At 63.1% G+C, this 14079-nt stretch carries 12 protein-coding genes, 1 tRNA gene and 1 pseudogene; 6 read left to right on the forward strand and 8 right to left on the reverse strand.

What is annotated here, in order from left to right:
• Positions 1-287 precede the first annotated feature (287 nt).
• From RISW2_RS05970 to RISW2_RS05995, 7 genes are all read right to left on the reverse strand, one after another.
• Complete coding sequence (locus tag RISW2_RS05970; protein ID WP_043767991.1) at positions 288-2621, reverse strand: heavy metal translocating P-type ATPase; 2334 nt, start codon at positions 2619-2621, stop codon at positions 288-290.
• Positions 2622-2688: 67 nt separating this feature from the next.
• On the reverse strand, positions 2689-3999 hold the full coding sequence (locus RISW2_RS05975) for an APC family permease (protein ID WP_043767993.1): 1311 nt from the start codon (positions 3997-3999) through the stop codon (positions 2689-2691).
• The gene (locus RISW2_RS05980; protein ID WP_043767996.1) at positions 3996-4670 is read right to left on the reverse strand and encodes a TVP38/TMEM64 family protein; all 675 of its coding nucleotides are present in this window, start codon (positions 4668-4670) and stop codon (positions 3996-3998) included. Before RISW2_RS05980 ends, RISW2_RS05975 begins: the two co-directional genes overlap by 4 nt.
• A 1-nt stretch (position 4671) precedes the next feature.
• The gene (locus RISW2_RS05985) at positions 4672-5058 is read right to left on the reverse strand and encodes a DUF302 domain-containing protein (RefSeq protein WP_043767999.1); all 387 of its coding nucleotides are present in this window, start codon (positions 5056-5058) and stop codon (positions 4672-4674) included.
• Between the two features lie 16 nt (positions 5059-5074).
• Entirely contained in the window at positions 5075-5200 is a 126-nt protein-coding gene (locus RISW2_RS25800) for a hypothetical protein (protein WP_280113159.1), read from the reverse strand.
• Positions 5201-5327: 127 nt separating this feature from the next.
• Positions 5328-6857 carry a multicopper oxidase family protein gene (locus RISW2_RS05990; RefSeq protein ID WP_043768002.1) on the reverse strand — a complete coding sequence of 510 codons (1530 nt, stop codon included), beginning with the start codon at positions 6855-6857 and terminating at the stop codon, positions 5328-5330.
• Positions 6858-6929: 72 nt separating this feature from the next.
• Positions 6930-7328 (reverse strand): hypothetical protein, encoded by a 399-nt coding sequence (locus RISW2_RS05995; protein ID WP_043768004.1) that lies wholly within the window; start codon positions 7326-7328, stop codon positions 6930-6932.
• A gap of 135 nt (positions 7329-7463) precedes the next feature.
• On the opposite strand from RISW2_RS05995, the gene RISW2_RS06000 reads away from it, so the two are divergent.
• From RISW2_RS06000 to RISW2_RS25915, 5 genes and pseudogenes are all read left to right on the forward strand, one after another.
• Positions 7464-7871 carry a c-type cytochrome gene (locus RISW2_RS06000; protein ID WP_051491831.1) on the forward strand — a complete coding sequence of 136 codons (408 nt, stop codon included), beginning with the start codon at positions 7464-7466 and terminating at the stop codon, positions 7869-7871.
• Positions 7872-7987: 116 nt separating this feature from the next.
• Positions 7988-8293: an IS66 family transposase gene (locus RISW2_RS06005; protein ID WP_084615270.1), complete on the forward strand. Its 306-nt coding sequence runs from the start codon at positions 7988-7990 to the stop codon at positions 8291-8293.
• Between the two features lie 698 nt (positions 8294-8991).
• On the forward strand, positions 8992-10125 hold the full coding sequence (locus tag RISW2_RS25620; RefSeq protein ID WP_244437511.1) for a LysR family transcriptional regulator: 1134 nt from the start codon (positions 8992-8994) through the stop codon (positions 10123-10125).
• Between the two features lie 456 nt (positions 10126-10581).
• Positions 10582-10722: a hypothetical protein gene (locus RISW2_RS25455; RefSeq protein WP_211238674.1), complete on the forward strand. Its 141-nt coding sequence runs from the start codon at positions 10582-10584 to the stop codon at positions 10720-10722.
• 558 nt (positions 10723-11280) lie between these two features.
• Positions 11281-12279, forward strand: a pseudogene (locus RISW2_RS25915) (recombinase family protein); the annotation flags it as partial.
• A gap of 502 nt (positions 12280-12781) precedes the next feature.
• On the opposite strand, the gene RISW2_RS06015 reads toward RISW2_RS25915, so the two are convergent.
• A tRNA-Ser gene (locus RISW2_RS06015) sits at positions 12782-12871 on the reverse strand.
• A 222-nt stretch (positions 12872-13093) separates the two neighbouring features.
• Here RISW2_RS06015 and RISW2_RS06020 point away from each other — a divergent pair.
• Positions 13094-14071: an SPOR domain-containing protein gene (locus RISW2_RS06020; protein WP_043768009.1), complete on the forward strand. Its 978-nt coding sequence runs from the start codon at positions 13094-13096 to the stop codon at positions 14069-14071.
• The last annotated feature ends 8 nt before the right edge of the window (positions 14072-14079 follow it).

Below are 14079 nucleotides of genomic sequence, written 5' to 3' on the forward strand. Positions count from 1 at the left end.
AGGCGTTTTTCAACGGCATCGGCCGGAAGCGACAGTAGACTTGGCCAAGACAGTCGGAATTGGTTGCCGCCCCGCCGCATGACCGCTTCGACCCCATTGCAGAAGTGCCAAATCCTTGCTGCGTCGCAGCAGCGAACACTTCGGACATTCACGCGGCGTGGCAGCTGCACAAGATGATAGGTTCGCGCAGAACTCTGGAGGCCATAATGACCGATGAGCCGAACGATCATTGGGAACGCGTCTACGCAACGAAAAACGAATCCGAAGTCAGCTGGTGTGCTGTCGGGTCAAAGATCGATCCGGCGCAGCCGCAGGGCGTTGGTGATCACTGAGACCGACGACAGGCTCATCGCCGCCGCCGCGATCATCGGCGAGAGCAGCAGGCCGGTCACGGGGTAGAGCAACCCGGCAGCAATGGGGACGCCAAGGGCGTTGTAGGCGAAGGCGAAGAACAGGTTCTGCTTGATGTTGCGCAGGCTGGCGCGGGCCAGCTTGCGCGCCCGGACTATGCCCATCAGGTCGCCGCCCAGCAGGGTAATGCCGGCGCTTTCCATCGCCACATCCGCGCCCGTGCCCATGGCGATGCCGACATCGGCGGCGGCAAGTGCCGGTGCGTCGTTCACCCCGTCGCCGGCCATCGCGATCTTGTGGCCCTCTCGGCGCAATTGGTCGATCAGCTCCTTCTTCGCCTCGGGCAGGATGCCCGCGCGCACTTCGTCGATGCCAAGCTTGCCCGCCACCGCCTGTGCCGTGCGCTCGTTGTCGCCGGTCGCCATGATGACCCGCAGACCTTGGGTATGAAGTTCCCTGATGGCTTGCGCGGTGCTGTCCTTGATCGGGTCGGCGACCGCCACGATGCCAACGAGCGCGCCGTCAAGAGCGACGAACATTGCCGTCTTGCCCTCGGTGCGCAGGGTGTCGGCGTTTGCCTCGGCCTGCGCGGTATTAAGCCCCATCTCCTGCATCATCGCCGCGTTGCCGAGCGCCACCGCGCGCGCGCCGACGCGGCCCTGCACGCCCTTGCCGGTGACGGCTTCGAAGTCCGTGGCCTCTTGGCGCGCGGCGCCCCGTGTCTCGGCTCCCTCGACGATGGCCTCGGCCAGCGGGTGTTCCGAGCCGCGCTCGAGCGCCGCAGCCAGCGACAGCAGTTCCGTCTCGGTGATGTCGCCAAGCGCCACAACCTCCGTCAGCTTCGGCTTGCCCATGGTCAGCGTGCCGGTCTTGTCGACGATGAGCGTATCGACACCCGCCATACGCTCCAGCGCCTCGGCGTCCTTGATCAGCACGCCCGACTGTGCGCCGCGCCCCGCGGCCGTGGTGATGGAAATCGGCGTCGCAAGGCCAAGCGCGCAGGGGCACGCGATGATGAGGACGGACACTGCAGAGGCGATGGCGAAGACCAGCGCGGGTTCCGGACCGAAGATCATCCAGACGATGAAGGCGATGATGGCGATGGCGACCACGGTCGGCACGAACACCGCCGACACCTGGTCGGCCAGCCCCTGGATCGGCGCGCGCGAGCGTCGCGCGTTCGACACCATGGCGACGATCTGCGCCAGCACGGTGTCGGACCCGACCTTGGCCGCCTCCATCACGAGGGAACCGTTCTTGTTGATCGTGGCGCCGGTCACCGCATCGCCCGGGCCCTTTTCTACGGGCATCGACTCGCCGGTCAGCATGCTTTCGTCCAGCGACGAGCGGCCCTCGATCACCGTGCCGTCGACCGGAACAGCGTCGCCGGGACGGACGCGCAGCCGGTCGCCCTCCATGATGTTCTCCAGCGGCGCATCGTATTCAGTGCCGTCCGGCAGGATCCGCCGCGCGGTCTTCGGCGCCAGATCCAGAAGCGCGCGGATCGCATCGCCGGTGCGTTCGCGGGCGCGCAATTCCAGCACCTGGCCCACGAAGACCAACGCGACGATCACCACCGCCGCCTCGAAATAGGTGCCGACGCCGTGGCCCATCCGGTACTGTTCCGGAAACACCCCCGGCAGGAACGTCGCGACGAGCGAGTAAAGGTAGGCCGCCGCCACGCCGATGCTGATCAGCGTCCACATGTTTGGGCTGCGGTTCACAATGGAGTCCCAGCCGCGCCGGAAGAAAGGCAAGGCGGCCCAGAGGATGATCGGCGTTGCCAGCACGAACTCGAGATAACTTGCGGTCTGATGCCCGATCCAGTCGCGCACTGGCAGCGCGACCAGTTCACCCATCGTCAGGATGATGAGCGGCACCGCCGCCGCCGCCGAAATCCACATCCGACGCGTGAAGTCGGTCAACTCCTCGCTGGGTTTGTCCGATGGGACCATCGGCTCCAGCGCCATGCCGCAGATCGGGCAGGACCCTGGCGCATCGCGAACGATCTCCGGATGCATCGGGCAGGTGTACTGGACGTTGGCCGGAGCAGCCTTCTTCTGCCGGGCGGCCCGGCCCGAAGCGTAGAACCACGGATCCGCCTTGAACTTCGTCTGGCACTTCTCTGAGCAGAAATGAAAGGTCTCGCCCTGGAACGCGGCGTGACGCCCGTCCGGTTTGACCGCGACCGTCATCCCGCAGACCGGATCCTTCGCCGTCTCGGTCCCCGCCGGAATGTCGGGCGCCGCGTGATGATGATCGTGCTCCATGGTCTGCCAGCCTTTCGGTATCTCGTTTCAGCTTGCGGCCTCCAGCCGTTGGAAGCTCAAGCCCTTTTCAATGGTGGTCGTGAGCGCCTTCCGGGGCGGGATTGCGTGCGAGGAAGATCCCGACGAACAGGAACACCAGCGCCATGCCGATCGCACCCAGGACGACGATCAAGGGGTCGGACTGCCATTTCATCGCGGCGAAGGCGGCCAGCACCACGGCATCAAGTGCGATTGCCGTCAGCAACACCCAGCCCCGAGCGCCGATTTCTTCGCGCAGATGCCGGAACACGCCGAAGTGGATGATCATGTCCATCACCAGATAGAAGAAGGCCCCGAGCGAGGCGATGCGGCTGAGGTCGAAGAAGACCGTCAGGAAGCCTGCGATCACGACGGTGTAAACGAGCGTGTGGTCCTTGATCGTGCCTGGCATCCCGAAATGGCTGTGCGGGATCATCTTCATGTCCGTCAGCATCGCCAGCATCCGCGAGACGGCAAACACGCTGGCGATCAGGCCCGAGGCAGTTGCCACCAGCGCCAGCGCCACCGTCAGGTAGAAGCCGGTTTGCCCGAGGGCTGGTTGGGCCGCTTCAGCCAGCGCGTAGTCCTTCGCCGCCACGAGGCGATCGAGCGGCAGGCTGGAGCCGACCGCGAATGCGACCAGCAGGTAGACGACGACGCAGATGGCGATGGACAGGACTATGGCCCGGCCCACGTTCCGATGCGGATTGGTCACCTCGGCGCCGCTGTTGGTGATGGTCGTGAACCCCTTGAAGGCGAGAATGGACAGCGCGACCGACGCTACGAACCCACCCGCACGAAAATCTCCGCCCGACGCTTCGAACGAGATGCCGCTGGCCCACAGACCGGCCGCCCCGAACAGCGCAATGCCGCCCACCTTGAGAATGGCCATGATAACGGACAGCAGCCCGACCGACCGGTTGCCAGAGACGTTCACGAGATAGGCGAAGACGATCAGCCCCACGCCGAGGACCGGCACGAGAATGCTGTCCGGATCGCCGCCGAAGGCTCGCAGGGTGTAGGTTCCGAAAGTGCGAGCGACGAGGCTTTCGTTGATGACCATCGACAGCGCCATCAGAAGGGCTGCGCCCGCCGCGACCGTCGTCGGTCCGTAGGCTTTCTTCAGGATCATCCCGATGCCGCCCGCAGAAGGGTATACGTTCGACATCTTGATATAAGTGTAGGCGCTGAAGGCGGTCACGATGGCGCCGACGACGAACGAGAGCGGGAAGAGAGGCCCGGCGAGTTCGGCGATCTGGCCGGTCAGCGCGAAGATGCCCGCGCCGATCATCACGCCGGTGCCCATGGCTACCGCACCAGGAAGGGTGATGCTGTTCTTCTCGTAGTCGCTTTTCTTCATGGGTTTCCCTTTTCAGGCTCTTGCCGCAGCGCCAGCCAGAGCAGCGGCAACCCCGTCAGAAACCCGAGTCCGAGCACCGCCCATGTCGCGCGCCCGAGGTCTCCGCTAACCGCCTCACCGCCGAAATGCGCCAGCAGGAAGCTTGCCGGTATGATCCCCGCCAGTGTTGCGACGGCGAAACGCCAGGCGTGCAATCGGCTCAGTCCGGCCGCGTAGCTGATCATGTCGAAAGACACGAAGGGCATCAGGCGGCTGGCAAAGACCGTCGCCGTTAGAGCGTTCTGCGAGCCGAGCAGCCCGGCATCGACGCGGGCGCCGAACACCCGCCGCAGAGCGTCATGCCCCAGAACCCGCGCCAGCCCAAAGGCGATCAGTGCCCCGAGCTCGGCGCCGATGACAACCTGCACGGTTCCCCAGAGATGTCCGTAGGCCGCTCCGGCCGCCAGTGCGATCGGCGCGCTCGGGATGGGGCTGGCCACGACCGCGATGGTCATAAGCGTGACGATCAGGACCGGCCCCCAGAGACCCGCACGCGCCACCAGCGTTTCCAGACGTTCGCCGTCCAGAAGTCCGCGAGCCTCGGCGAACACCGAGGGCGCGACCAACCAGATGCCGAGCAGTCCGATCCCGAGGATCGCAAGGCCCGTGAGGATGGCGGCGCGCAGGCTCATCTCAGATCGCCTCGACGGCTTTCGCCAGGAGGGCGCGCACCTCGCCCGCCACGGCCGTCAGTTCGGCGTTCTCGATCGCCTGCATCGATGCCACAGGATCGATGGCGCTGACTTCCACGCCACCGTCGACCTCGCGCAGGATGACGTTGCATGGCAACATCGCACCGACGCGCGGCTCGATCCCGATGGCCTGATGCGCCATCTTGGGGTTGCAGGCGCCGAGGATGCGATAGGCTGGCATCTCGACATCGAGCTTCTTTTTCATTGTCGCCTTGACGTCGATCTCTGTCAGGACACCAAAGCCATGATCCGCCAGCGCCTTTCGTGTGCGAGCGTCGATGTCGTCGATACCCGCGTCGGCGATCATTCGATTGATCGTGTAGGTCATTTCCAAGTCCTTTTTCTCACTTCCGAAGGTATTTGATCAGTGCCGCTATGGCCAAAACCACCAGCACGAGGATCAGCAGGCCGAAGAGCCAGCCAAACCCCATTCCGAAACCCATTCCAGAGCCCATGTCGTTCCAGGTCATCATCTCATCCTCCTGATTTTCACCCGCAAGGTGCGCCTTTTGACCGGCCCTCACGACAACCTGGGGCAGGACAGCACAGGATCGGTGTCGGGACGTCGGGGCGCCCTGTCTGGACGCCCCGCCCGGATCAGACCGACGCCGTGACCGCGAACTCGGTCATCATCCCCGTCGCAAGGTGCGGCATGTGATGGCAATGCAGCATCCAGCGCGCGGCTTCGCCCGCGTCGAGCGCCACGTCGACCATCGACATCGGCGGCACGTGAACCGTGTCGCGCAGCGCACCGGCGACACGCCGTCCGTTCAGGCCGACGACCTGGAACACATGCCCGTGCAGATGCATCGGGTGGGCCATCATCGACATGTTGTGGAACGACAGCACGACCCGCTCGCCCCTGCGCGCGGCGACTGGCTGGTGTTGGCCCCAGACTGCCCCGTTTATCGTCCAGACGTACGGCTGCATCGAACCGCCCAGCATCAGCATCTGGCTGCGGTCCACGGGTCGATCCGGCAGGGCGTCCAGCGCGATGAGGCGCGCCTCCTGCGCAAGATCGGTGTCGAACGCGGGAGCCGCGGTCTCCGCCATGTCATCGAGGCGCCGAACCTCGGCACCCTGCGTGGCGAGGATAAGGCCGGTGCGCTCCCGCGCGCCTTCGCGCAGTGCAAGGATCGGCCAGGCGCCGCCTTCGTTCGGCAGGTCGATCTCGATGTCGAGCCGCTGGCCCATCGCCAGCCCGAACCGCGTGCCCGATAGAGGCTGGACAGCGTGCCCGTCCGCCGCAACCAGGCGTGCCTCGGCACCGCCGGTGTCGATCCAGAACACGGTCGCTGCGGCGGCGTTGATGACCCGGAGCCGGATGCGCCCGCCACGCTCGACCTGCACCACCTCGGGGTCCGACAGGGTCCGGTCATTGGCGAGATAGGCGTCCCAGTCGTAATCGTTCAGGTCCATGGCCATGCCGCCCATCTGGCCGCCCATGCCCATCATCCCACCCATGTTGCCCATGCCGCCATGGCCCATCGCGCCATGATCCATGCCCTGCATCGCCCCCATGCCTCCCATGGGAGCGCCTTGATCGGGTTGCACACCTGCACCGTGGCCAGCGCCGTGCCCGCCGCCATGGCCCGCGCCGATTTCGGCGAGAACCTCCTCGGGAGCCTTGAACGAGAAGTCATGCAGGAACATCACGACGTCCTGCCGGTCGGCAGCAACGTCCTCGGCCGAGCGCACGATTAGCGGCGCGGCGAGCAGCTGCATCTCCTGGGTGGGCACATGGCTGTGCATCCAGTGGGTGCCCGGCCGTGCCTCGAAGTCATAGGATCGGGTTTCACCCGGTGCGAGAAGGGGCATCGGCATGTCCGGCACGCCGTCCTGCGCATTCGGCGGGATCTGGCCGTGCCAGTGGATGATGGTGCCGACATCGAGATCGTTGGTCAGATCGATCCGGAACCTCTGGCCGGGGTTGAGGATCAGTCCCTGACCGCCGAGGCCGGCAAGGCCAAAGACCGTTGCCGCGCGCCCGTCGATATCGAGGGTCCGGGTCGCGGCGGAGAGGCTGATCGGCGCCATCCCTTGCGCGAAGGCGATGTGGGGCATCTGTGCCGCGCCAAGGGCGGCGGCGCTTGCGGCAAGAAAGCCGCGGCGTGAAAGCGTGTTCATTGTCGTCTCCTCGGGACTTATGTCCCGTTCATCAATACCGATGGGACGCCGCGGGCGTCGGCCCGGGCGCGCTCAGAGGAGACGGAGTTTCGGAGGGCGTTCGTTCAGTCCCGGCGCACGGCTGACGTGGATTGCCGCGGACGGGACGTCATGACTGGCGGCGCCGTGAGCTTGCCCGGCTTCCCCGCCTGCCGAAGTCAGGAAGGCCGAGAGGCCTGCGCAGACGAACTCGCACATCTCGGCATCGGCCGACCCAGAGTGCTCTCCAGCTTCACAGCCGAGGCCCGAAATGACCGGCGAGTGCATCATGTCGGCGACATGCACCGCGTGATCCACACCGGAATTCATGCTCATGCGTGTCGCATGCGCGGAGGTCACCGTCGTCACCACGGTGATCGCGAGTATGGCAAGCATGGTGATGACACGTGCGATCATGCTGCAAAGATAGGCATTGCTCACGAGAATGTCCATTGTGACAGGCGCCTCGCCGCTGGCACAACGTGGTCTCGACCAAACGCGAATGTTATTCCGCAGTGATCGGGGACAGACGTCTTGAAAAAAGCTCTCCGAAATACTGTCGGGATCGGTCTGGTCGTCGGAGGTGTGATCTTCGCGGTCTTTGCTGGCTGGCGTTATGCCGGTACCGCATCCACCGCCGTGGCGTCGGCGGACATCATCGCGCAAGGACGCCAGATCTATGCGGATCAGTGCGCCGCCTGCCACGGCGCGGACCTGGAGGGCCAGCCCGACTGGCGTACGCCGCTCGCATCCGGCCGGTTGCCCGCACCGCCGCACGACGAGAGCGGCCACACATGGCACCATCCCGACGAGGTCCTGTTCCGGATCGTTAAGGAAGGCACCGCCGCCGTGGTCGGTGGCGGATACGAGAGCGACATGCCCGGCTTCGCAGACGTACTGAGCGATGCGGAGATCCGTGCCGTGCTCGACTACATCAAGAGCACATGGCCGGAGCGCGAGCGCACCTATCAGTTGGAAGTCTCGCGCTCCGGATGAGGGGGGCACGAAACGGAGGCCGCATCCGGTATCCTTCTCGTCCGGTTTCAAGGACAAGAAGGGGCCCTGTAACGTTACTTGGAACAACGGATTTGTAACACTGAACTTCAGTCGTAATTGGATCTTTTGCGGTCTTCGACCGCGACGAACCGGAGTTCGCCGCCAAGAGACTGCACCGGATTGCCGAGCCTTACCGCATTGAGACGGAGATCCGTGGCATGGGTGTCTACCAACGACTGTCCGCTCGTGACGCCCGTAGCGGACTCTTCGTCGCTGAGTTCGGAGCCTGGCTGCAGGCACAACGTCTCCGAATTTCGGCCAAGTCACGCCTCGGCGAGAAGCTGACCTACATCCATCGCCAGTGGGGCGGTCAGCAGACATTCATCGATGACGGCCGCGTCGACCCCGACGCCTACCTGTAGGCCTGCCTCGAAGCCATCTCTGCTGACCACCCGGCGAGCAGGATTGGCTCACTGCTCCCCTGGGATGTTAAGCCGTCTGCTGATCCCGCGTGAGGCGGAGACATCGCTTGCGAGGCCGAAATCTAAGAGCGTCCGTTCGTTCAATTGCGGAGAAAGCTCGCTTTGCCCGTATGGGCGGCGCTGCGACGAGGCGCAGCGAAAGGTGGGATTAGGTTCCTTGGTCCGGCGCAGCCTTCAACGACCGCTTCCGTGATCTGCGCCGCGGCGCAGAACCCTGCGTGCTGCGGCTGCGAGCGACTCCATCGTCAAGCTGCAGTTGCATCGGTAAGTCGCCGAACGACCGGAAAGTCCGCACTGCTGACCTTGGGCTGCCAGAACATGCTGCACTTGGCCGCGAATGACTGGTTCGGGGTAGCTGCGCGGCAGCGATGGGCCGGCCCTCGAGCGGCAGCTCAGGGCCGTTCTTGATGAAGTGGCGGCCCACAGCCTCGACAGCGGCCACTGGATCCAGCAGGAGAAGCCCAACGAGACCATTCGGGCGATCCTGCACTGGCCTACGGTTCGGCAGGCGGCCTGGCCGGCAGTCAGGGTCTTTCGGCGGGCGGGGACGCAATCCGTTCGCGCCTTGCCGTGCCCGTGATAGGGTCGGGGTGCATGCGACCCTCAAGGGGCGCTCGCGCGAGAAACGACCGAGACGAATGGACAAACTTTCCGTCATGCACGCCTTCCGCCGCATCGTCGAACGCGGCAGCTTCGCGCGTGCGGCGGAGGATCTTGGCGTGTCGCCTGCGCTTCTGAGCCGCGAGATCAAACTGCTCGAAGAGAGTCTTGGCACGACGCTGCTCACCCGCACGACCCGCTCCATGTCGCTCACTGATGCCGGGCGGCTCTACTACGACGAGGCGACAGGCATTCTGGATGCCGTAACCCAGGTCGAGACGCGCATCCGAGATGGCGCCGGGGCCGTGCAGGGGCACCTCAAGGTCAACGCCTCCAGCTCCTTCGGGCAGACGGTGATCGCGCCGATCCTGCCCGGATTTCTCGACGCCTATCCCGATCTGCGTCTGACGCTGTCCATGGACGACCGGGTGGTGGACATGGTCGAGGGCGGGTTCGACGTCTCGATCCGTATTCGGCCTGCCATGCCCGACTCGGCGCTGGTGGCGCGGAAGGTCGGGACGATGCGGCAGCGGATCTTCGCATCCCCCGCCTATCTGGACCGGGCGGGCGTGCCGGTTGTCCCGCAGGACATCGCCCGGTATCGGGTGGTCGGCTTCCTGCTCGCGGACCACCTGACTTCATGGGCGCTGACTGGCCCTTCCGGCACGATCACGATCGACCTCGATCCGCCGGTTCGTGTCGGCAACAGCCTCGTCCTGCGCGACCTCCTGATCGCGGGCCAAGGCATCGGCACCTTGCCGGACTTCTTGCTCATAGGGACGTCCACGCCGTTTTTGCGCACTACGGCCGCGACGCTGGCCACGCTGCGGACCGAGGTCTTGGCGTTCGGAAACTTGGCCACGACCCTATCCCCAATAGGCAAGTACCCGAGGTCGGGCTCTACAAGGATTTCGTTCATCGGCGAGCCGATGGTCCGCCTCGGCTCGAGGCCGTGCATCTTGGTCGCCGCCGCAAATTTTCTTGGGGGTGTTCTTCGACGCCGGCCCGCAGAACGGCTTGACGAACCTGTCGTAACGTGTGCGCAGCGAGTTGACGTTGTGAATGTGGTAGCAGCCTGCCGCGACGCGGGTGCCTGGATCGCTGCCCACGACAAAGTGCTCCACGCCGCGCGCCGCTGCGAGATCCTTGTATCCATTGCCTCCAGAGTCTGACGGCCCATCAGGCATCACCGACCTTGCCGCTAATGAGACCAAGGTGTGGGCGCAACCCCATCAAGGCCAGGGCCCGCGAACCGATCAACAGGCCGGATACATATGAGCGATTTCCGATGCCGCGCCGCTTTCTCGATTTCGAACAGCAGCCGGCACATGCAAATGGGCCGAACGCGACAGGCATGCCATGCTGCAACTACGGAGGCTACTACGGCCAGCGCGGTCGGTGTGGGGTTCTTGACCTGGCTACAGTTATTTCGTCCTGCCACATCAATTTGCCAAAGCACTGATGACCGACCTCCAAGCCAATCACCTTCAGTTTTTTCCGTCATCCGAGGTCACCCATCCGGACAGGCATTTCAACATCAAAGCGTCATCATCTTCGACGAACGACCCCGTTGCGAGAAAATCAGGAGTTGGCGAAATTTTCTTCTTCGTCAGTCGAGAAGACGGCCAATGTCCAACTCGACCGGCCTGAAAGACCAGCCCTTTGCTCAAGGCGCATCACGCTCGAAGGAACATCCTATGACGATCTTCTGGAAATTGCCCCCCGGGATGCTTGCGGAAAAAACTTCGAATCGCCTGTCGAACACATGACTGACAGGGTGAAACCCGGTGCCTCGGAAAAAACTATCTCATGATCATGCTACTCGAGGTAGTAATTGAGGGGAAACCATATGCTTCGACGTGAATTTCCCTTGACTCTGCGTGGCTGCCGTTCGCTCCATTATGTCAGATCGTCCGCATGAAGCTTGAAGAGGTTATGAGCGCCTCATCTCGGCAAGGAGATGTCTCCGTGCTGATCTGGAATATTTGCTTTTGGAGGTCCAACTCGTGGATTACTCAGATACTTCACGTGACAATATAGATTCTCAAATTCCCTCAAGGGAGTCCAGTCCAAAAGTAATTGAAATAGACTGGGAAATCTATGCAAGGCAATTAGACGATTCAAATCTCAGCGAGGCGCGGAAAGAAGAATTTGTCTCGGCACTCTGGTCCATCCTCATCTTCCTATGGGGCGCGGGCTACACTACAAAAGCTGTGGACTTGGAAGACGGCGTTGATCAGGACGCGTAGATGGAGTGCTGTGCAACATCTCGCTAAGAAAATGGCCCAAAATTCTCAATAGTATAAGCAAATCTAAGGAGGTAAGCGATGAGGACGGGTTCAAAGGCAGCCATCTACGCCCGTGTTTCCACAAAGCGACAAGTACAACAGGGCAACGGTCTCAATTCTCAAATTAGCTCCTGCCGAGAGTATTGTCGTCAGAATGACTTTGAGGTCGTTGAGACATTCACTGACGATAGCACCGGCGGGTCAGACAATCGAGAGGGTTTGAAAGATCTGAAAAACTGGATCAAGAAAAATAGGAAAGACAGTATTGTAATTGTCGTCGACGCTATCTCACGTGTGGCTCGTGATGTCGCGATCTATCAAAATATCAAAAGATATGCGACTGACCATGGAGCGATTTTTAGGTCACCCACATTTACATTCGAAGATTCTCCTGCTGGCCGCTTCATGGAGACGATCCATGTTGGGATGGGCCAATTTGAGCGAGAAGACAATGCTGCGCGTGTTAAACGTTGCCAGAAGGCACGACTGTCTGACGGCTACTGGTGCCTGGCGGCCCCGATCGGCTATCGGTCAGCCGGAAAAGGCAAACCCATAGAACCCGATGGCCTCTCTGGCATTGTCCGCGAGGCACTCGAAGGCTTCGCCAGCGGTCGCTTCGAGACCGCTGCATCGGCAAAGCGGTTTGTTGAAGCTCAACCGGAGTTCATAGCGACCCGAAAGAGCCCCGTACTCGGGAACGGAAGAATGGAAGGGATGCTGCGCAATCCACTCTACGCTGGATACATCGACTATCCAAAATGGTCGATTTCCCTTCGAAAAGGCAAGCACAAGCCCTTGATCAGCTACCCGACTTTTCAGCTCATCCAAGAGCGGCTCGACGGAAATTCGCGCGTACATTCTGGGAAGGAGACAAGCGAAGATTTTCCTTTGCGCGGCTTCGTGCTGTGCGATGATTGTGGCCGACCGCTAACCGCAGGCTGGAGCCGGAGCAAGAGCGGCAAAATGTACCCCTATTACCGGTGCTTCAACAAGCGTTGCGACAGGCAGGGCAAATCAATCAACGGCGACAAACTTGAGGCGAATCTTGTCAGTCTCCTATCCGAGTTACAACCGCATGAAACCGTGGCCAAAGTTATGAAAAGGATGTTGCGTGACCTCTGGGAGCATAATCAAGCCGCTACCTTGGATCGGCGCCGTGACTTGGAGAAGCAAATCAAGCTTCTTCAACAAGAGCAGGAAAAGCTCCTCGATCGGATCGTCGAAACCGAAAACGACTCGGTCGCCTCAGCATACGAGAAGCGCATAGCACAATGTCAGAAGAAACAGGTGATCTGCAAAGAGAAGCTCTCAGATCTTGGCAAGAGTATCGGCAGCTTTGATGAGATGTTTGAACACACTTTGAAAGTAATCTCAACCCCCTGTGATATATGGAAAAAAGAGAGCTATGAGTGGAGGATTGCGGTCCTGAAAGTCGTGTTCTCTGAAAGGCTCAGGTACTGCCATAAATCAGGACTTAGAACACCGGAAACCACCTTTCCCTTCAAAGTGTTACGGGGTGAAGAGACCGCAAAAGATAATCTGGCGGAAGCGGTGGGATTCGAACCCACGAACGGCTTGCACCGTTGCTGGTTTTCAAGACCAGTGCCTTCAACCACTCGGCCACGCTTCCCTGCCTTCCCTGCGGGCGGGTTCCGGACACCTAGCGGGCCGCGGTCGATTCTGAAAGCGGCCGGCCGCCGAAATGCCGCGCCCGGGTCCAAGAGACTTTCCTCGGGAACCGCCAGCCGCTACACTCCCGCGCAAGCGGCAGCGCGGGTCGGCCCGTCGCTCGGATGCGGCGGAGCCGGCGAGCGACGAGGACGCGTCAAGAACCGTAGAGGCAAGGGCGAGCATGAGCAGACAGGTGGGCTTCGTCCGCCGGAACGTATCCGGCTTCCGGCAGGGCATCTGCATCCCCCGCCGCACCGCGCGGGGTGCGGGGCTTGCCGCGCTCTGCCTCGCGATCGCGCTTGCCGGGTGCGGCGAGGGCGGCGGCAGGCCGGGCTTCCTCAAGGGCGGGACGGACGGCGAAGAGGCCACGCTCGATTCAGGCGGCGCGCGCGGCGGCCGCATCGTCGAGCGCGACATCGAGGCGCCCGAGGTCTTCGAGGCGTCCGAGAACGGTCTCTGGGACGGCCGGCCGTCGCTCGGCGGCGTGTGGGTCGCCCATCCCGAGGTGCGCGAGCCCGAGCGTGTGATCATCCGCAACGAGACCAACGGCCAGTTCGTGATCGGCGCGCTCTTCAAGCGCGAGCGCGAGACGCCGGGCCCGCGGCTGCAGGTGTCCTCGGACGCCGCGGCGGCGCTCGACATGCTGGCGGGCCAGCCGGTGCCGCTGAGCGTCGTGGCGCTGCGCCGCGAGGAGGTCGACGGGGACCCCGACGCGGTCCCCGCGCCCGACGCGTCCGCCGGCGCGGCGAGCGCCACCGCCAGCGACGTCGAGAACACCGAGACAGGAACGCTCGCCCCCGCGGGCCAGGTCGACGCGGCGCCGCTTGCGCCGGCGGTGCCCGACCCGCGTCCCGAGCCCGCGCCCGCCGCGTCCCCCGTGCCGACGCCGGCGCCGGTCGAGACCGCGCAGCGCGCGGCCTCGCCGCTGTCCCGGCCCTACATCCAGATCGGCATCTTCAGCGTCGAGGAGAACGCCGAGAACACCGCGACAGCCATGCGCCAGGACGGGATGGTGCCCACGGTCAAGCGCCAGAGCTCGAGCGGCAAGACGTTCTGGCGGGTCCTCGTCGGCCCCGCCCAGTCGGCCTCCGAGATCGACGCACTCTTGAAGAAGATCAAGGCGAACGGCTTTACTGACGCCTACGCCGTGACCGATTGACATGGGCC

The sequence above is a fragment of the Roseivivax isoporae LMG 25204 genome (assembly GCF_000521865.1).
In the GTDB taxonomy this organism is placed as follows: domain Bacteria; phylum Pseudomonadota; class Alphaproteobacteria; order Rhodobacterales; family Rhodobacteraceae; genus Roseivivax; species Roseivivax isoporae.